The sequence below is a fragment of the Streptomyces sp. NBC_00988 genome, assembly GCF_045162645.1.
Classification (GTDB): domain Bacteria; phylum Actinomycetota; class Actinomycetes; order Streptomycetales; family Streptomycetaceae; genus Streptomyces.
In genome coordinates, this window is sequence record NZ_CP108730.1 from 787,414 (window position 1) to 806,404 (window position 18,991).

Here is an 18,991-nt window from a genome sequence, read left to right on the forward strand (position 1 = left end):
CCTCAGGACGCCGAGGCGTGGGCGTCCGATGTGATCAGAAGGGGGAAGCCCCCGGACACAAGTCCAGCCCTGCAAAAAGTAATGCCCAGTATGTACAAGGGAAAATCCAGTTCATCAGTCCGCAAATCGATCACTGGATCGGTGTAATCGGCACCTACGCCGCACCGCTCAGCGATCTAGCGTCGGAGTGCACGGGGCCGCACGGACCAGAAAGGCATCCAGACACTCATGCCCATCCCGCATACCGACGTCATGCCCGAAGCCGAGTTCGACACCCTGACCGTCTCCCGCGGCGGCGGTCTCCCGCCGGCCGGCGACCTCCTCCAGCCCGTCGACGAGCTGCCCGAGTTCACGTCGGAGCCCGACCTGGTCTGCCGCCGGGTACGCGACGAGCTGATGCTCGACGGCAACGCGCGTCTCAACCTCGCCACCTTCGTGACGACCTGGATGGAGCCGCAGGCAAGGGAGTTGATGGCGGAGACCGCCGAGAAGAACCTCGCCGACCGCGCCGAGTACCCGCAGATCACGGCGATGGAGGAGCGCTGCGTACGGATGCTCGCCCGGCTCTGGCACGCGCCGCACGCGGAGCAGGTCCGCGGCTGCTCGACCACCGGCTCCAGCGAGGCCGCGATGCTCGGCGGGCTCGCGCTCAAGCGCCGCTGGCAGGAGCGCCGCCGCGCCCAGGGCAAGGACACCTCTCGCCCGAACATCGTGATGGGCGCGAACGTCCAGGTGTGCTGGAAGAAGTTCGCCAACTACTTCGAGGTGGAGCCGCGTTACGTCCCGATGGAGCCGGGCCGCTACCACCTCACGGCCGACACCCTCACCGCCTACTGCGACGACAACACCATCGGCGTGGTGACGATCCTCGGGTCCACGTTCGACGGTTCCTACGAGCCCGTCGCGGACATCTGCATGGCCCTGGACGGCTACCAGGCCGCCACCGGCACCGACATCCCCGTCCATGTCGACGGCGCGTCCGGCGCGATGGTCGCCCCGTTCCTCGACCCGGGCCTCATGTGGGACTTCCAGCTCGAACGCGTCGCCTCCATCAACACCTCGGGGCACAAGTACGGCCACGTCTTCCCGGGCCTGGGCTGGGCGTTGTGGCGCAACGCCGAAGCCCTCCCCGACGACCTGGTGTTCGAGGTCGACTACCTCGGCGGCAGCTCCCCCAGCTTCACCCTCAACTTCTCCCGCCCGGGCGCGCATGTCGTCGCGCAGTACTACAGCTTCCTCCGCTACGGCGTCGAAGGGCTGCGCGGTCTGGCGTCCCAGAGCCGCTCCACGGCCCGCGCACTCGCCGCGCGCATCGAGACCATCGCGCCCTACGAGTTGGTCACGGACGGCTCCGAACTCCCGGCGTTCGCCTTCCGGTTGACGCCCGGCACGCGGGGCTTCACGGTGTTCGACATCTCCCACGCGATGCGCGCCCGCGGCTGGCACCTGCCCGCCTACAGCTTCCCCGCGCCCTGCCAGGACGTCTCCGTCCTACGTCTCGTGGTGCGCACCGGGTTCACCGCCGAACTCGCGGGCATGTTCATCGCCGACCTGACCGAGGTCACCAGGAACCTCCACGAGACCCGCCCGACGCTCGCGCCCCCGCACCAGCCGCTCGTCACCGCCTGACGAGACACCCCTCTCCCCCTGCACCTCCGTGGCCACCAACTCACCTTTCCCTGCGCCGAGTTGAGCACCCTCCGATACGCGGTCCGCAGCGACACCTGTCAGTGGGTGTGGCGGCGGACCGCGTCCAGCATTTGGTCGATGTCGTCGGCACTGTGCGAGAAGGCGGTGACGAAGCGGACGATGCCCGGCTCCCACCGGTCGTGGTAGAAGGCGTAGCCCTCGGCGAGGAGGCCTTCGGTGACCTGCTGAGGCAGGCGGCAGAAGAGGATGTTGGCCTGCGGGGTGGCCAGCAGGCCTGCCCCGGCGATGGACTTGAGGCCGTCGCCGAGGCGGGTGGCCATCGCGTTGGCCTGGCGGGCGTTGCGCAGCCAGAGACCGTCGGTGAGATACGCGTCGATCTGGGCCGTGTTGAAGCGCATCTTGGAGGCGAGTTGCCCGGCGCGCTTGGCGCGGAAGGCGAGTTCACCGGCGAGCGCGGGGTCGAAGGAGACGATGGCATCGGCGGTCATCGCACCGTTCTTGGTGGCGCCGAAGGACAGCACGTCGATGCCCGCCTTCCACGTCATCTCGGCCGGGGTGACGCCGAGTTGGACCAGCGCGTTGGCGAAGCGCGCCCCGTCCATGTGGACGCGCAGGCCCGCGTCCTTGGCGATGGCGGACAGTTCGCGGATCTCCTCCAGGGTGTAGACGCTGCCGCTCTCGGTGGCCTGGCTGATGCTCACCGCGGACGGCTGCACACTGTGCACGTCACCGGCCCGCCGACGCACCGCCGCCAGCAGCGCCCCGGGGTCGATCTTGCTGTCGGCGCCCGGCACACCGACGAGCTTGGCCCCGTTGGTGAAGAACTCCGGCGCGCCGCATTCGTCGGTGTTGATGTGGCTGTCCGGGTGGGAGAGCACGCTCCCCCACGGCGGGGTGAGGGCGGCCAGGCTCAGTCCGTTGGCCGCGGACCCGGTGGAGACGGGGAAGACATCGACGTCCCGCTCGAAGATCTCGCCGAGCCTGCGGCGGGCGCTGTCGGTGAAGGGGTCGTTGCCGTACGGCAGGACCTGCCCGGCGGCCGCGTCGGCGACAGCGCGGGCTATCTCCGGGGACGCTCCGGCCATGTTGTCGCTGATGAAGGCACGGCTGGAGGGCGTGGTGGCGATGGCGGAGGTGCTCATGAGCGGGGGTTCCTCGGTCTCAAGTACTGCTGAGGTCTTGGCTGTTGATGAGGTCTTGGTCTCTGCTGACGGTGACTCAGGTGCTGATGGGGGAGGCGAAGACGACGGTGATGTCGACCTCCTCGGCGCCGGTCCGGTAGAAGTGCGGGGCGTCTCCGGCGAAGGCGAGCATGTCGCCGGGGCCCAGGTCCTGCGGGGCGTCGACGGGGCCGGCGGTGACGTGCCCGGTGGCGATGAGCAGGTGCTCGATGGTGCCGGTGGCGTGCGGTACGCCGGCCAGCTCCGTCTCCGGCGGGATGCGCAGCCGCCAGATCTCCAGGCTGTTGCCGCTGCTGATCCGGCGTAGCAACTCCCTTGAGACTTCGCCGGGTTCGATGTCCGTGCCCGGCCGGAAGACCGGTCCGGTGTCGGCGTCGCGCGCCAGCAGGTCGGCGATCGGGATACGCAGAGCGATCGCGATCGCATCCAGGGTGTCGATCGTGGGATTGCCGTTCCCGGCCTCCAACTGCGACAGGGTGGCCTTGCTCAGCCCGGCCCGTCGGGCCATCTCCGCGGCGCTCATCCCGCGCTGCTGACGGCGCAGCCGGATCTTCGCGCCGACCGCGGCCGCGGTACTGCTCACCGGCCGGCGGCCGGACGGCGGGGGTGTCATCAACGGCTCCGGTGGGTCGCGGTGTAGGACACGCGGACACGGCCCTTCTTGACCTTCAGCGTCGGCAGCACCACAGTGGCCAGGTCCCCGAGGCTGCGCACATGCGTGCCGCCGCATGGCGCGGAGTGGAGCGCGTCGAGATGCACCACGCGCCGCCCGTCGGGAAGGTACCGCGCGGAGACCGGCAGATCGTCGGCGACCGCGGCCGCCACGGCGGCGCGCAGCTCGGCGGTCACTTCCTCCCGCCCGTCCGGATCGGCCAGCCGCGCGTCCGCGTGCGGCGCCTGGAACTCGATCCGAGCCTGACCGGGAAAGTGAATGCTCCCGGCCATCTCCCACCCCTGCGTCCGCCCGACCGCCTCGACGAGGTGCCCGGCCGTGTGCAGCGCCGCATGCAGCATCCGTTCCCGCAGATCGATCCGGGCCCGCACCCCCTCCCCCACGGCGAGGTCAGGAAGCCCCCCGCCCTCAGCCGCCGTAGCCACGATCAGGCCAGACGCCCGCTCCCGGACCGGAACGACCTCCGCATCCCCCAACCACCCGCGGTCGGCAGGCTGCCCCCCGCCCTGCGGATGAAACAGACAGCGCTCTACGGCCGCCCAGGGCGCCCCGTCCGTCTCGCCGACCGCGATCACCCGCGTGTCGACCTGCTCCAGGTATGTGTCGTCGAGGTACGCGCTGATCTGTGCGCCGACCCGAGAAGCCGCGATCGAATGAACCATTCGTTCACTATACCGAACCATGAGGGGAGTAGTGAACACATCGTTCGTTTTAATCAACGCATCCGTCCGTGAGGCCAGAAATCGACGAATGCCCGAGAACACCCGGGCCACGGGAACCACTCCGGCATCCGACGCATCAGGAATCACGCCAATGTCGGCACCCGATGCCTCACATCAGGTGGGCGCACCAACGCCCCCGCGAGCCCCGAACGCCCACCCCATGCAGTGCACGTACGCGACCCAGGCCGCCACTTCACACACTCGCCGCACCACCGTCACACCAGAAACGCATTCAGCCGATCCACGACCCGGGCCCTCCCCGCAGGGCTGACGGCCCGCGCGGGGCGCGCCTAGCCTCCCGGCCCATGCGATCACCACGTATGAGACGCCTGGGTCTCGCCACTGTCCTCGGTTTCCTCCTCGCCGTCTTCGGCCTGGCCCCGAGTGCGAGCGCGGCGGACGCCGACCTGACCTTTGCCACCGACACCGCCACCACGACGCCCGGCGGCGCGGTGAAACTCTCGATGACGCTGACCAACAACAAGACCTACGACGTCCTGTTCGTCTACCAGACGATCGAGCCCACCTGGCTGACCACCCAGCGGCCCGACCTCAAGTACAGCTTCACCGACTGCGCCCTGACCACGGACACCGGCAGCACCCCGTGCACCGGCGTCGGGCCCACCGACCTCGGCCCGGACTACGGCGCCACCATCCCGCCCGGGCAGAGCCGGACCGTGACGCTGACCCTCCAGGTCGCCACCGACTCGGGCTGCAACGGCAACATCGGCTTCTACTCGTACTACTACTCCGAGTTCAGCGACTCGACGAACGTCAGCGGCGGCCCGGTCTACACACCGGAGACGCGCGTCCTCTGCGCCTGACCTCCGACCGGCCCGTGGCCGTCGTCCTCAAGTCCGCTCCCTCGCCCCGCCGGTCGCCCGACCGCCGGGGCGAAGCGCTTCCCTCATTTGCGAAGCGGAAAGACTCGAACCACACCAATAACGCGAACACCACGCGGGTTACGATCGATTGGTACGTAGGCACTCTTGAGTGCGTTGCAGTCCTGACGGGAGAACCAGATGGCCACCAAGGCGAAGCAGGCGCGTCAGATCGAGCCCGGCACGTACGAGGCGTACATGCACGACTGCCCCGCGGTGGCCCTGCTCTCGACGATCAGCAACCGGTGGGTCAGCCTGACGATGTGCACCCTCGGGTCCTACGGCGAGCCGATGCGCTACAGCCACATCAGCCGCGAGATCCCGGGCGTCAGCCAGAAAATGCTGACCCAGACGCTGCGCATGCTCGAACGCGACGGAATGGTGGACCGGACGGTCACGCCGACCGTGCCGGTACGCGTCGACTACGAGCTGACCCCGCTCGGGCAGGGCCTCTACGGCCTGCTGTCCCAGGTGCGCGACTGGGCGGCCGAGAAAACGGACGAGGTCGACGAGGCGCGAGGACGCTACGACGCCCGGCAGACCGACCAGTGACGACAGGCGACAGACACCAGCCCTCCCACCTCGCGGGCTGTAACGCACTTTAAAGTGCCTTCTTACTAATCGATCGTAACCTGCCTAGCGTTTGTGGCGTTCGGATACGCAAACAGAATGGCGGACATCATGCGCGCTGCAGTCGTCAGGAAGATCGGTGGACCCGAGGCCGTCGAGGTCCTGGAGGTTCCCCTCCCGGAACCGGGCCCCTTCGAGATCCGCGTCAAGGTCGCGGCCGCCGCGCTGAATCCCGCCGACGCCGCCGTGTGGGGCGGGTTCTTCGGACCGTTGGACGAGGTCGAATGCACGGGTCTCGGTCTCGACGCCGCCGGGACGATCGACGCGGTCGGAACGGGTGTCCTCCTCAAGGTCGGAACGCCGGTCATCGTGTTCCACTCCCCCGTACAGCGCCCCACCAAGGCCCAGGCCGAGTACCTGGTGACCGACCTCAACTCCATCGCCCCCGCCCCTGAGGGCATGGACCTGACGCTCGCGGCGACGATCCCCCTCAACGCGATGACCGCCTCGATGGCCCTGGACCACCTCCCGCTGCGCCCTCGCGACACTCTGCTCATCACGGGCGCCGCCGGGGCCGTGGGCGGCTACGCCGTCGAGTTGGCGCGGATGCGGGGCGTGCGGATCGTCGCGCAGGGACGACCCGAGGACGAGGAGTTCCTCCGCGAGCGCGGCGCCACCTGGTTCGTCTCGCGCGACGAGCAACTGAGCGATGCGGTACGCCGGTTCGTGCCGGAAGGCGTGGACGGCGTCCTCGACGCGGCGGCGCTGGGCGCACCCGCGCTGGCTGCCGTCCGCGACGGCGGCATCTTCGTGAGCGTGCGGGTCGACGTGCTGCCGACGCCGGAGCGGGGGGTGGTCGTACGCCACACCTCCGCCGGCCCCGAACCCACCCGTCTCGCCTACCTCTCCGCCCTCGCGGAGGTCGGCGTCCTCACGCCACGCGTGGCGCAGACGTACCCCCTGTCCCAGGCACCCGAAGCCCACGCCCAGCTCGCCCGGGGCGGGCGGCGCGGCCGGATCGTACTGGTCCCGTAAACCCCGAGACCGACGGCTTCCTCCGCGGAAGTGGAGGAAGCCTCTCCACGTTCATTGACGTTTTTTTACGACGGTGACAAGATCGCTACATGGAACCTGAGATCCCGTCCGTTCCCAAGCTCCCCGTGCCCATAGCCAGCACCATCGCGCCACCGGACCTCGCCGACAGCACCTTGCTGAACGTCAGCCCGAATCCGCAGATGACCCTTGGCGCGGTAGAGATCGAGAGCCGTCCTGACATCGCCTTCAGCACGGTGCATCTGCCCAACGGACAGTCGCGCGATCTGAAAGCCGACATTCTTCGGCCCGCGACGGCAGACCGGCTTCCGCTGGTCGTCTTCCTTCCCGGCGGCGCGTTCCTCCGCTGCAACAAGGCAATGGCGTTCGACCTGCGTCGACACGTCGCCGAATCGGGCTTTGTCGTCGCCAGTGTCGAATACCGCGTCGCACCCGACGGTGGTACCTACGTGGATTCCGTCCACGATGTGCGGGCCGCCCTCACCCATCTGCGGCAGCATGCGGATGACTTCGGCATCGACCCGCGTGCGGTTGCCCTCTGGGGAGAGTCGGCCGGCGGCCATGTGGCGGCACTGACGGGCGTCACGAATGGCCTACCCGAGTTTTCCGGAGACTCGGACCCCGCCTCAACAGGTGCCGTGCAGGCGGTGGTTGACGCCTTCGGCACCTCCCTGCTCTCGGCGATCGCCGACGACTTCGACGAGGAGGCGCGGCTCCACTACCAGCGCACGGCCAGGCATTTCTCGGCCTATGCCGGCAAGGCAGGCGCGCTGTTCTCGGAGATTCCCGAGGCGGTCGGTGCCGCGGATCCCGCAACCTACGTGACGGCTTCGGCGCCGCCGTTCCTTCTCCTCCACGGCAGCGACGACATGCTCGTCTCCTCCTCCCAGACGCAGCACGTGCACAAGGCTCTTCTCAGCGCCGGCGTGGACAGCACTCGCTATGTCGTGGCCGGGGCCAATCACGGCGATTTCGGAGTCCTCGCGGATTCGGATGCCGCCCTCGCCTGGTCGTCCGCGACCGTCATGGACGTCATCACCGCATTCCTGCACCGCCATCTCGACGGCGCCGACCTGCCGAAGTGAGCGAGTTCTCCGCCCCTGGGACCGCGGGGCGAGTGGCTCAGTGGGTCTGCTCGTTTCCCGTGAACATGTCGAGCAGGCTCTGCGGCGCGTTGTCGCCGAAGAGCACCTCGTTCAGGTCGGCGCCGTCGGCTGCGGCCGCGGCGCTGCGGGGGAAGAGGGACTGTTCGTATGCGGTGAGGGCGGCTTCGGGGTCGTCGGGGTGGGCGGCGAGGGCCTTGCCGAGTTCGGCGCCGTCGTACATGGCCAGGTTGGCGCCTTCGCCGTTGGGGGCCGAGAGGTGGGCGGCGTCGCCGAGCAGGGTTGTGCCGGGCACGCGGTCCCACCGGTGCTCGACGGGGAGCGCGTAGAGGGGGCGTAGGACCAGCGGGGTGTCGCTGTCGGTGATCAGGGCGGTGAGTTCGGGGGCCCAGCCGTCGAATTCCCGCGCTATCCACTGGGCCGCCGTTGCGGAATCGGTGAAGTCGATGCCGGCGAACCAGTCCTCCGACCTGGACAGCGCCACGTAGGTGTGGAGGGTACCGCCGTTCTCCCGGTGTGCCTGGATGCCCTTGCCCGGTGCGAGCGCGAACAAGGACCCACCGCCGACTGCTTTCGCGACGGCGGGGTGGCGGGCGTCGGCGTCGTACAGGTAGGTCTCGACGTACGACCTTCCGGTGTATTCGGGTGCCGCGCCGGACAGCAGCGGTCGGACCCGTGACCATGCGCCGTCCGCGCCGACCAGGAGGCTCGTCGTGACGGTGGTGCCGTCGGCGAAGGTCACCTCGTGGCGACCCTCGCCGAGGGTATGGACGCCGCTGACCTTGTGCCCCCACCGGACGGTGCCGGGCGGGAGCGAGTCGAGCAGGATCCGTCGCAATTCGCCACGCAGCACTTCGGGGCGGCCGCGCGTGCTGTCGTCGTCGAAGAGGACGTTCCCGTCCGGGGCGAGGACCCGTGTCGCCTCACGGCCCTCCAGGACGAGGCCGCGGAACTCCTCGGTCAGGCCCGCCGCAGCGAGGGCCGGCTGGCCGTTGTCCTCGTGGATGTCGAGCATCCCGCCCTGCGGACGCGCGGTCGGCGCGGGCTCCGCCTCGTAGACGGTGGCCGGGATGCCGTGGACGTGCAGGACGCGGGCGAGAGTGAGGCCGCCGAGTCCGGCGCCGATGATCGTGATGTGCGTGTTCATGGTGACTCCTCAGGGATCCGGGTCGCCCGGTTGACTCCGGCCGACCTCTCTGGAATGCCATTCCATTGTTGGAACGGCGCTCCAGATATGTCAAGATGACCGCATGGCAACGCGGACTGGCAGGTCGAAGCGGCGTACCGAGGCGCTCTCCCGCAAGCGCATCGTCGAGGCCGCCGTCGAGCTGCTCGACTCCGTCGGCGAGGACGGGCTGACGTTCCGGACACTGACCGAGCGACTGGCCACCGGGCCCGGGGCGATCTACTGGCACGTGGCGAACAAGGGCGAGCTGCTCGCCGCCGCCACCGACGCCGTCGTGGCCGCCGCCCTGACCGTCGAGCCCGCCGACTCTCCGGACACGCCGCAGGACGGGATCCGCGTCGTCGCGCTCGGTCTGTTCGACGCGATCGAGGAACACCCGTGGCTCGCCACCCAGCTCGCGACGCAGATCTCCCACAGCCCCTGGGGGCCGGTGGCGCCGCGGATCTTCGAGAACATCGGCCGACAGATCCGCGCGCTGGGTGTGCCCGAGGCCGGCTGGTTCACCGCGACCTCGGCGTTGATGCACTACATCCTCGGCGCCGCAGGGCAGAACGCCGCGAACACCGAGAGCGCCGGCACTCTCGGGCCCGACACGGACCGCGCCCAGTTCCTGGACGCCGTATCGACGGCCTGGGAAGAACTCGACCCCGACGACTACCCGTTCACCCGGGCCGTCGCGAACCAGGTGCGCGGGCACGACGACCGCGAGCAGTTCCTCGCCGGGATCGACCTCGTCCTCGCGGGCGTCACCACTCTCCACCCGATGAACGGTTAGGGCTGCCGACAGCCTCGGCCATCACTGCCCAGGGCAGGATCGTCGCGTCGCTCGTCGCATGACCGAGGGCCCCTCCTCGGCAGACCTGATCTCATCACAGGCGCCCAACACACCGCTCTTGGCGCCGAGTTGCTCCAGTACGACACCGCGACGACCGCACCCCGCCCGGGCACCGCCCGCCGAAGTGTCGCCCTGAAAAAAGCCCACGTTCATCCGGTTGTTCCCGAACCCCACCGGCACCCCTGCCTATCGTGCGCCGGAACGAAGCGTTCCGCCCCCGAACCAGAATGCCCGGAGCAATCACCATGCCCGTCCGGACCCTCGGCCGTTCCCTCGCCGCCTCGCCTCAGCCCACGCGACTCCCCAAGTCCACCCGGAGCGCCGCCGCGCTGCTGTGTGCCGCCACCCTCACCATGGCCGCCTCCGCCTGCTCCTCGTCGTCCTCGTCCACATCCGTCGGTGGAGCCGCCGCACATCACCTCACCGCCTACGTCAGCGGTGACACGAACATCCAGAAGCTGTGGGAGGACATCGTTGTCCCGGCCTTCGAGAAGGCCAACCCCGGTTACCAGGTCAAGGTCGTCTTCTCCGCGCACGGCACCGCCGACGCGACCACGCTCGCCAAGCTCCAGGCCGCGGCGAAGACCGGCCGCGACCCCGGCTACGACCTCATGGAGTCGTCCGTCACCCTCAACGCGGCCACCGCCGGTCTGCTCACCAAGGTGTCGGCGAAGAACGTGCCGGGTCTCAAGGACGTCGACTCCGCCCTGCTCGGCCCGGTCGCCAACTCGGCCGTGCCGTACCGCGGTTCATCGGTCGTGCTGGCCTACGACGCGACGAAGGTGAAGACGCCGCCGAAGACGTACGACAGCCTGATCTCCTGGATCAAGGCCAACCCGGGCAAGTTCGCGTACAACAGCCCGGCCACCGGTGGCTCCGGCGGCTCATTCGTCGAGACGACGCTCGACCGGCACCTCGACGCGAAGACGCTGAAGACCTTCCAGAACGGCTACGACGCCTCCCTCGAAGCCAAGTGGGACCCGGGGTTCAAGGAGTTGAAGGCCCTGAACAAGGACGTCTACGGCAAGGGCGTCTACCCGAACGGCAACCAGGCCGTGCTCGACCTGCTCGCCAAGGGCCAGATCGAGCTGGCCCCGGTCTGGTCGGACCAGTACCTGTCGGGCGTCCAGAACCACACCCTGAACTCCGGCATCAAGTTCACCCAGATATCGGACCCGACGTTCACCGGCGGCGCCTCCTACCTCGGCATCCTCAAGTCGAGCAAGAAGCAGACCGCGGCCCTGAAGCTCGCCGACTTCTTCCTCCAGGCGCAGCAACAGGACGCGATCGTCAAGCAGTTGGGCGCCTACCCGGTGATCCCGGCGAGCAAGCTGCCCGCGGCGACGGCGGCCCGGTTCAACGGTGTCGACGTCGGCAACCTGCGTGCCGGTTACTCCGGTCAGACCAGCAGCGACATGAACAACCTGTGGCAGCAGAAGGTGCCCGGTCAGTGAGGACGACGAGTACTACGGGTACTACGGGTACTACGGGTACTACGGCGGGGGCGGCGGACGGTGCGCGTGCGCGCCGCCGCCGTTCCCCGGCCGGGGCCGGAGCCGTCGGCACGCTCATGGTGCTGCCGCCGCTCCTGGTGGTCGCCCTCTTCGTCGGCATCCCGGTGGTGTCCGGCGTGCTGTACACCCTCGGCCACTTCGGCGGTCTGAACTCTGTCATCGCCTCCATAGGCCTGCACCAGCACCCGGCCGACCACTGGTGGGGCACCCTGGCCGCCTACCGCGAGGTCCTCACCAGCGACACCTTCCTGCGCAGCCTGACCGTCACCGTCGAGGTGACGCTGGTGAGTGTCGTGGCCGTCTTCGCGCTCGGGCTCGCCGTCGCGCTGTACGCCCGCCTGTCCGGCGGCCGAACTGCCCGACTGGTCACCGCACTTGCTGTCACTCCCCTGTTCCTGCCGGCAGTCATCGGCTCGTACGCGATCCTGACCTTCTACGCCGGCGACGGCGCCCTCACCACCATGGCGCACGCGGTGGGCTGGTCCTCCGCGCCCCGGCTGAGCTACACGACATGGGGCGTGATCGTCGGCCAGGTGTGGACCAACCTCCCTTTCGCCGTTCTGGTGTTGACCTCGGGACTGGCCGCCGTGCCGGACGCGCTGATCGAGGCCGCCCGTGACGCCGGGGCGCGCCCCGCGCAGGTCGTGCTCCGTGTTCTGCTGCCGATGACTAGCGTGCCCGCGGTCATCACGGCCACGTTCACCACCATCGCGGTGCTCGGCAGTTTCACCGTGCCCTATCTGGTCGGGCCGACCGCGCCGACCATGCTCGGCGTCCAACTCGCCAACGCCTTCCAGTCGTTCAACCAGCCGCAGCAGTCCCTGGTGACGGCCGTCGTCGTCTTCGCGCTCGCCTCGGTGGTGGGGGTGGCGTACGTCCGGTCCAACGTCCGCGAGGCCCGGCGCGCCGCGTCGGTACCGCGGTGAAGGGGCAGCCCATGTCCGTCGTGACCGTGGCACGTCGCGCGGGCGGTGCCGCACTGGCCGCGCTGCTCGCCCTGTTCATCCTCGGCCCGCTGCTGTGGCTGCTCCCCCACGCCTTCGCCGACACCTGGCGCTACCCCGATCTGCTCCCGCAGGGCTGGACCCTCCGCTGGTGGACGACGGTCGCGGACAATCCGGACCTGGTGGCGGCGGTGCGCTGGAGCTTCGTGTTCGCGCCGGTGGTGACGCTGCTCTCGGCGGTGATCTGCCTGCCCGCCGCGTACGCGTTCGCCCGCCGCGACTTCCCCGGACGCCGGTTCTTCCTGGTGGCGCTGTTCTCCGTCAACGCGTTCCCGAAGATCGGTCTGTACGCGGCGATGGCCTCCCTCTTCTACACGTTGAACCTGATGACGACCTTCTGGGGCGTGGTCGTCGTGCAGTTGCTGGGCACGGTCGTCTTCATGACCTGGTTGCCGGCGGCGGCGTTCGCCGCGGTGCCGCGCAGCCTGGAGGAAGCCGCCCGGGACGCGGGCGCGGGCCCGCTGACCGTCTTCTGGCGGGTCACCCTGCCGCTCGCCCGCCCCGGCATCCTGGTGGCGCTGATCATGTCGTTCCTGGCCGCGTTCGACGAGGCCCAGGGCACCCTGCTGGTCGGCGCGCCCACGTACACCACCATGCCCACCGCGATGTACAGCATGGTCACCAACTACCCCGAGGGCGTCGCCGCGGTCTTCTCCCTCCTGCTGTCCGTGCCGTCCGTCCTGCTGATGCTCGGCGTACGGCGGCACATCATGGGCGGCCATCTCGCGGAAGGGTTCCAACTGCGGTGACCAGCACCACTGTTCACACGGCCACCGCCGGACTCGTGCTGTCCGGCCTCACGAAGACCCTCGGCGGCAGGGAGGTCGTCTCCGGCCTGGACCTGCATGTCGAACCGGGCGAGATGGTCTGCCTGTTGGGCCCCTCGGGCTGCGGCAAGACCACGACCCTGCGGATGGCGGCCGGTTTCCTGACCCCGGACTCCGGCCGGGTCGAGATCGGCGGCACGGACTACGCCGCCGTGCCGCCCGAACGCCGCCCCACCGCGATGGTGTTCCAGAACTACGCCCTGTGGCCGCACATGACGGTACGTCAGAACATCGGCTTCGGCCTGAAGATGCACAAGGTGCCGCGCGCCGAGGCCGACCGCCGTGTCGCCGAGGCGCTGGAACTGGTCGGCCTCGCCCACCACGCCGACAGCCGCCCGGCGCACATCTCGGGCGGCGAACAGCAACGCACCGCGCTGGCACGGGCGTTGGCCCTGCGCCCCCAACTCCTCCTCCTGGACGAGCCGTTGTCCAACCTGGACGCCAAGCTCCGCGAACGGGTCCGCGAGGAGATCAGGGACATCCAGCAACGCCTCGGCATCACCACCCTGTTCGTCACCCACGACCAGGACGAGGCGCTCAGCATCGCCGACCGCATCGCGGTCATGAACGCCGGCCGCATCGAGCAGTACGCGTCCCCGGACGAGCTGTACCGCACCCCGGCCACCCTGTTCACCGCCGAGTTCGTCGGCAGCCTCAACCGTCTCGACGACGCGTTCGCCGCGCCGGGCACGGTACGGCTCGGCCAAGTCACCCTGCCGTGCGCGGAGTTGACCGGCCCGACGGGATCGGGCCTGACGGTCGGCATCCGCCCGGAGGAGGTACGCCTGGACGGCACATCCGAAGGAGCCCCCGCCCGGGTCGAGAAGGTCCTCCCGCGCGGCCACTTCACCGAGGTGGTCGTGGAGTTGGAGGGCGGCCCGCGTCTGCGGTCGTACGTCTCCGGCGCTACGGCACCCGCGCGCGGCGAGGTCGTACGGGTGAGGGTCGGGCAGGCCCTGTCGTACGCGGTCACCCCTGTCGTAGAAGCAGAAGAAGCGGAGGCGGCGTGAGGACGCGGCGGGCGTTGGCCGTGGCGCACCGGGGTGATCCGTGGGCCGCGGTGGAGAACACCCTGGAGGCCGTGCGGCTGGCGGCGGACGCGGGGGCCGACGCGATCGAGGTGGATCTCCGGTGCACGGCGGACGGTGTCGTCGTCCTGCATCATGACGACGACCTGCGGCGTCTGTGGGGGCGTCCGGAGTCGGTCGCGGCCCTGACGTCGGCCGAGTTGCGGGAGTTCGCGCCGGCGGTGCCGACCCTGCGGGAGGCGCTGGAAGCCGCCGGCGGGGTGCCGTTGCTGTTGGACACCGGGGATCCGGTGATTGCGACGGCGGCGCACGCGGAGCTCGGTCGGCTGGGGGCCGTGGCCATGTTCTGCGGCGCGGCGGAGGCGATGGCGGCGGTGCGGGCGCGCGACGAGCGGATCACCCTGTTCCTCAGTTGGTACGGCGAACTGCCGCCGCCCGAGGGCGTGTTGGGGGCCGTACGTCCGCAGTATTTCAATCCGGAGCACCGGTTCCTGGACGAGGAGTCGGTGGCTTACTGGCATGCGCGGGATGTGCTCGTGAGTTGCTGGACGGTGGACGACGCGGACCGGCGCGGCGAACTGCTCGCCTGGGGCGTGGACGCGATCATTGGTAACGACCTGAACGGGGTGGTGAAGAGCTGTGCCGAACGGACATGACCTGGACGGTGCTCTGCGGGTGGCCGTGGAGTTGGCCGAGTGGGCGGCGGAGGCGATCCGTGGCGGGAACCGAGGAGGTGCGGGTCCGGTCCGGCAGAAGGACAGCCCGGCCGACATCGTCACCGACACGGACGAGGCGGTTGAGCGGCACGTACGCGCGGTGCTGCGGCGGGAGTTCCCCGACTGGGGCATCGACGGCGAGGAGTACGGCGCCGAGGCAGGCACCTCGGACGACGCACCGCACTGGGTGATCGACCCCGTCGACGGAACGACCAACTACGCCCACGGGCTTGGCTGGTGCTCCTTCTCCCTGGGCCTGGCGGAGCCGGACGGCTCCCCGCTGCTGGGTCTGGTGGCGGACCCGTGGCGGGGCGAGGTCTTCACGGCGGTGCGGGGCAAGGGCGCGCACCTGAACGGGACTTCGATCCACGCGGCGGACCACACCACGCTCACGGGCCATGTGTTCCTCACTGAGTGGGCGGCCCACGCCCACTGGCCCGGCCTCGACGCGCTGCTCGCGCAACTGGCCGACCGGCACTGCACGGCACGCGTCATGGGTTCGACCGCGCTGTCCTTGGTCCAGGTCGCTGCGGGCCGGGCGACGGCCGCCGCGATCGGCGAGTTCCACCCGGTGGACGGCCTGCCCGCCCTGCTCATCGCGACCGAGGCGGGCGCGGTGGCCATGCCGCAACTCCCCTCGTACGGTGAGCCGTTGCTGCTCGTGGCACCGGAAGCGGCGGCGGAGGCCGGGGAGTTGTGGCGCTCGACGGTCGGGGCGCGGCGACTCTGACGGCGTCCACCGAGTCGGCGGCCGTCGGTGTCCTTACGACAGGGGCATCACCTTGCGGTAGGTGACCACCGCAGCCGCCGCGACCGTCACGTGCATCAGGAGCAGCGCCCCGACGCCGGTCGCGCCGCCGTCGCCGTAGAGCAGGAAATCAGGGACGAAGGACACCACGACGAGGGTGGGCACGAGCCACCGCACCAGCGTCTGGGGGTCCTTCGACACCTTGCGCACGATGGCCCAGCCGATGGCGCCCGCGACTATGCCGAGCGTCGTCAGGAAGATGTACGACGGTGCCTTCAGGGGCTGGAAGTCGTCGGGTGCGCCTGCGGCCAGGGCGAGTTGGGCGAGCACGGTGTCCGCCGCGGAGGCCACCACGATCGCGGCGAGAACACCTCCCGCGACGGCGAGCGGGCCACGGCGGACGGCGACTGCATCGGAGACAAGTGACATGACAACTCCAGGGAGGAAGATTTCGGGCAGAACCCAAAGAGCTCCGAGATCCCCTGAGACGGATCATTTGAACTCTCAAACGAGAGTCTGACCGACTCCGTTTGAAACTTCAAGCGCGACGAAGTGCGGACGAGCGAGAACGTGCGGCCTGAGCGTAGGACCTGGCCTCACCGGACAGGTCACGGGTACCGGATCGCGGTCGGTGGCCAGGCCGGGGCGGTGTAGGGGCGTCGGAAGGTGTGGCGTCCCGAGCCGACCTCGAACGGGGCGCTGCCGTCCGGTAGTTGAACCTCGGCGTGCGTGTTCACGGGGACCAGCGCCTCTACGACGATGACGTCTCCCTCGATGTGCCAGCCCGCCTCGGCCCTGCCGTACGGGGTGTCGTGGGCCGTCTTCGCCCAGGTCAGGTCGCCGCCCGGGACCGGCGCGATGCGCAGCCGCCGCCAGCCGGGTCCGGCGGCGGCGAGACCCGCGACCGTGCGGTGCAGCCAGTCGGCGACGGCGCCGAGGGCGTAGTGGTTGAAGGAGGTCATCTCGCCGGGGTTGACGGTGCCGTCGGGCAGCATCGAGTCCCAGCGCTCCCAGACGGTGGTGGCGCCCATGGTCACCGGGTAGAGCCAGGACGGGCAGTCCTTCTCCAGGAGCATGCGGTAGGCGAGTTGGGGCTCGCCCGCCGCGCACAAGGCGTCGCAGATCAGGTGCGTGCCCGTGAAACCGGTGGCGATACGGAAGGACGCGCGGCGCACGATCTGCGCCAACCGCTCGGCAGCGCCCCGCCGTTGACGTTCCGTCGGCAGGAGCGAGAAGGCGATGGCCAGGGCGTACGCGGTCTGCGTGTCCGAGGACAGCCGGCCGTCAGGTGTGACGAACTGGTCGGCGAACCGCTCGCGTACGGCCTGCGCGTGCGCGTGGAAACGGGCGGCGTCCTCCTTGCCGTCCAAGTGCCCTGCGTCGTCCAGGAGTTGGGCGACCTCGGCGAGCACCTCCGCGGAGCGGATGACGTACGCGTTGGCCACCAGGTCGCCGTCGGTCCGCGCCTCTCCCGGACGGTCCGGCGGGGCCTGCGGGTCGAGCCAGTCCCCGAGTTGGAAGTCCTGGCGCCACAGTCCGCCGCCCTTGGCGGTGAGCCGGATCGTGGCCTCGCCCCAGGCCCGCATGCTCGGGTACTGGGTGCGCAGCACCTCCAGGTCCCCGAATCGCTGGTACAGGGTCCACGGCAGAAGCACCGCGACATCGGCCCACACCGCCTGGGCACCCGCGTCCTGGAAGGCGGCCGGGAGTACATCGGGGACGACGAGGGGCGGCACTCCGTCCGCTCGCGCCAACTGCTCCGCGGACAGGTCGCACAGCCAGCCGGTCAGCATGCCGGAGCAGTCGTGAAGGAAGGACGCAGTGGGCGCGAAGACCTGGATGTCGCCGGTCCAGCCCATGCGTTCGTCGCGCTGCGGGCAGTCGGTGGGGATGTCGAGGAAGTTGCCGCGCATGCCCTGCACGACGTTCTCGTGCAGTCGGTTCACGAGGAGGTCGGAGCTCTCGAACCAGCCGGTGCGGGCCATGTCCGTGTGGAGTACGACCGCTTCGACGTCGGCGGGGTCGAGCGGTCCGGGCCAGTTCCCGATCTCGGCGTATCTGAAGCCGTGGAAGGTGAAGAGGGGTTCGTAGGCCTCAACCCGCTCGTCTTCATCTCCCTCTCCCTCCACTTCATCTCCCTCCACGCCTTCGCCGCGCAGAACGTACGTATCCGTCGCGGCGGCCAACCGCAAGGGGCGCGTGCTCAGTTCGCCGTGCTCCAGCACCTCCGCGTGGCGCAGAGTGACCTCGTGGCCGGCGGGGCCCTTGACGCGGATGCGCAGTCGGCCGACCAGGTTCTGTCCGAAGTCCAGGACGGTCTTTCCCGACGGTGTCGTAATGACCTCGACCGGGGCGACGGCCTGGGTGCGTCGCACGGGCGGCCCCGTCGGTGCCACCAACTCCGCGCGCGGGGCGGGCAGTTCGCGGACACCGGTCATGCCGGACACCTCGTGTCCCGGCGTGGACCAGCCCTGCCGCTCCCGCCGCGCGTCGTACGCCTCGCCGTCGTAGATCTCCGAACGCAGCACGGGGCCGGTCGTCGTACGCCAGTGTTCGTCGGTGCGGACGGTCCGGGTCGTGCCGTCGGCGTAGGCGATCTCCAACTGGGCGAGGAGCGCGCGGTGTTCACCGTAGATGTCGCGGCGGCCGCCGTGGAAGCCGAGGCGTCCGGTGTACCAACCCTCACCGAGCAGGGCCCCGATGACGTTCTCACCGGTTCGCAGCAACGACGTGACGTCGAACGTCTGGTAGCGGAGCCGGTGTTGATACGAGGTCCAGCCGGGGGCCATGACCTGGTCGCCCACGTGCTCGCCGTTGATCTCGGCCGCGTAGACGCCGTACGCGGTGATGTACAGCCGGGCGGAGGCGACGGGACCGGCAACGGTGAAGTCGCGGCGGAGCAGCGCTGCGGGGAGCGGTTCCTCGGTGGGGGCGTCGAGATCCGGGGTGATGGGGCGGGCCGTCCAATCGGTCGGCTCCAGGAGTCCGGTCTCCGCGTACGCGTGCTCCGACCAGGGCGATGGCGCCTCCTCCCCCTCACCCCAGACACGTACGCGTACACCGACGCGTTCCCGGGAGCCGAGGTGCGGCCCAGGCCAGGGGACGAGGACGGACTCGGCGGTCTCCACGCGTCCGGTGTCGGCGAGGACCGTGCCGTCGGCGGCGGTGATCTCCACCTGGTGAGCGGCCTGGTGCCAGTCCCCGGTGTCGGTGACCGTCTGCCAGCTGAGGCGGGGAGCGGATTCGCCGATGCCGAGGGGTTCGCGGTGGTGCTCGAAGATAGGCGGGGTGACATGCACG

Annotated in this window: 18 protein-coding genes; 12 read left to right on the forward strand and 6 right to left on the reverse strand. The window is 69.7% G+C overall.

Features of this window, described 5'->3' with window-relative positions:
- Nucleotides 1–228: 228 nt before the first annotated feature.
- Nucleotides 229–1,629, forward strand: coding sequence for a glutamate decarboxylase (locus OG496_RS03695; RefSeq protein WP_405969540.1), 1,401 nt, complete (start codon nucleotides 229–231; stop codon nucleotides 1,627–1,629).
- 98 nt (nucleotides 1,630–1,727) lie between these two features.
- Here OG496_RS03695 and OG496_RS03700 read toward each other — a convergent pair whose 3' ends face one another.
- The 3 genes from OG496_RS03700 to OG496_RS03710 form a co-directional block, all read right to left on the reverse strand.
- A complete protein-coding gene (locus OG496_RS03700) occupies nucleotides 1,728–2,792 on the reverse strand; it encodes a threonine aldolase family protein (RefSeq protein ID WP_405969541.1) in 1,065 nt (354 codons plus the stop codon).
- Nucleotides 2,793–2,868: 76 nt separating this feature from the next.
- Nucleotides 2,869–3,444: a helix-turn-helix domain-containing protein gene (locus OG496_RS03705; RefSeq protein WP_033280946.1), complete on the reverse strand. Its 576-nt coding sequence runs from the start codon at nucleotides 3,442–3,444 to the stop codon at nucleotides 2,869–2,871.
- Entirely contained in the window at nucleotides 3,444–4,166 is a 723-nt protein-coding gene (locus OG496_RS03710; RefSeq protein WP_405969542.1) for a metal-dependent hydrolase, read from the reverse strand. Before OG496_RS03710 ends, OG496_RS03705 begins: the two co-directional genes overlap by 1 nt.
- 380 nt (nucleotides 4,167–4,546) lie before the next feature.
- Here OG496_RS03710 and OG496_RS03715 point away from each other — a divergent pair, with 380 nt between their 5' ends.
- From OG496_RS03715 to OG496_RS03730, 4 genes are all read left to right on the forward strand, one after another.
- Entirely contained in the window at nucleotides 4,547–5,050 is a 504-nt protein-coding gene (locus OG496_RS03715; protein WP_366492684.1) for a hypothetical protein, read from the forward strand.
- Nucleotides 5,051–5,248: 198 nt separating this feature from the next.
- A complete protein-coding gene (locus tag OG496_RS03720) occupies nucleotides 5,249–5,659 on the forward strand; it encodes a helix-turn-helix domain-containing protein (protein WP_366492682.1) in 411 nt (136 codons plus the stop codon).
- A gap of 129 nt (nucleotides 5,660–5,788) precedes the next feature.
- Complete coding sequence (locus OG496_RS03725) at nucleotides 5,789–6,712, forward strand: NADP-dependent oxidoreductase (protein ID WP_405969543.1); 924 nt, start codon at nucleotides 5,789–5,791, stop codon at nucleotides 6,710–6,712.
- An 89-nt stretch (nucleotides 6,713–6,801) separates the two neighbouring features.
- Nucleotides 6,802–7,815, forward strand: a complete 1,014-nt coding sequence (locus tag OG496_RS03730; RefSeq protein ID WP_405969544.1) for an alpha/beta hydrolase fold domain-containing protein — start codon at nucleotides 6,802–6,804, stop codon at nucleotides 7,813–7,815.
- A gap of 37 nt (nucleotides 7,816–7,852) precedes the next feature.
- On the opposite strand, the gene OG496_RS03735 is transcribed toward OG496_RS03730, so the two are convergent.
- A complete protein-coding gene (locus OG496_RS03735; protein WP_405969545.1) occupies nucleotides 7,853–8,980 on the reverse strand; it encodes an FAD-dependent oxidoreductase in 1,128 nt (375 codons plus the stop codon).
- Between the two features lie 103 nt (nucleotides 8,981–9,083).
- Here OG496_RS03735 and OG496_RS03740 point away from each other — a divergent pair, with 103 nt between their 5' ends.
- The 7 genes from OG496_RS03740 (at nucleotide 9,084) to OG496_RS03770 (ending at nucleotide 15,673) form a co-directional block, all read left to right on the forward strand.
- Nucleotides 9,084–9,794, forward strand: coding sequence for a TetR/AcrR family transcriptional regulator (locus OG496_RS03740; protein WP_405969546.1), 711 nt, complete (start codon nucleotides 9,084–9,086; stop codon nucleotides 9,792–9,794).
- 305 nt (nucleotides 9,795–10,099) lie between these two features.
- A complete protein-coding gene (locus tag OG496_RS03745) occupies nucleotides 10,100–11,308 on the forward strand; it encodes an extracellular solute-binding protein (RefSeq protein ID WP_405969547.1) in 1,209 nt (402 codons plus the stop codon).
- A complete protein-coding gene (locus OG496_RS03750) occupies nucleotides 11,305–12,294 on the forward strand; it encodes an ABC transporter permease (RefSeq protein ID WP_405969548.1) in 990 nt (329 codons plus the stop codon). The genes OG496_RS03745 and OG496_RS03750 overlap by 4 nt, the downstream gene beginning before the upstream one ends.
- Before the next feature lie 11 nt (nucleotides 12,295–12,305).
- Entirely contained in the window at nucleotides 12,306–13,121 is an 816-nt protein-coding gene (locus OG496_RS03755; protein ID WP_405969549.1) for an ABC transporter permease, read from the forward strand.
- Nucleotides 13,118–14,209 carry an ABC transporter ATP-binding protein gene (locus OG496_RS03760; protein ID WP_405969550.1) on the forward strand — a complete coding sequence of 364 codons (1,092 nt, stop codon included), beginning with the start codon at nucleotides 13,118–13,120 and terminating at the stop codon, nucleotides 14,207–14,209. The genes OG496_RS03755 and OG496_RS03760 overlap by 4 nt, the downstream gene beginning before the upstream one ends.
- Nucleotides 14,206–14,883, forward strand: coding sequence for a glycerophosphodiester phosphodiesterase (locus OG496_RS03765; RefSeq protein ID WP_405969551.1), 678 nt, complete (start codon nucleotides 14,206–14,208; stop codon nucleotides 14,881–14,883). The genes OG496_RS03760 and OG496_RS03765 overlap by 4 nt, the downstream gene beginning before the upstream one ends.
- On the forward strand, nucleotides 14,867–15,673 hold the full coding sequence (locus OG496_RS03770; protein ID WP_405969552.1) for an inositol monophosphatase family protein: 807 nt from the start codon (nucleotides 14,867–14,869) through the stop codon (nucleotides 15,671–15,673). The genes OG496_RS03765 and OG496_RS03770 overlap by 17 nt, the downstream gene beginning before the upstream one ends.
- 33 nt (nucleotides 15,674–15,706) lie before the next feature.
- Here the strand turns inward: OG496_RS03770 and OG496_RS03775 are convergent, their stop codons facing one another.
- Nucleotides 15,707–16,120: a DUF6069 family protein gene (locus tag OG496_RS03775; RefSeq protein ID WP_399388106.1), complete on the reverse strand. Its 414-nt coding sequence runs from the start codon at nucleotides 16,118–16,120 to the stop codon at nucleotides 15,707–15,709.
- A gap of 179 nt (nucleotides 16,121–16,299) precedes the next feature.
- A complete protein-coding gene (locus tag OG496_RS03780) occupies nucleotides 16,300–18,990 on the reverse strand; it encodes a family 78 glycoside hydrolase catalytic domain (protein WP_405969553.1) in 2,691 nt (896 codons plus the stop codon).
- Nucleotide 18,991 lies beyond the last annotated feature (1 nt).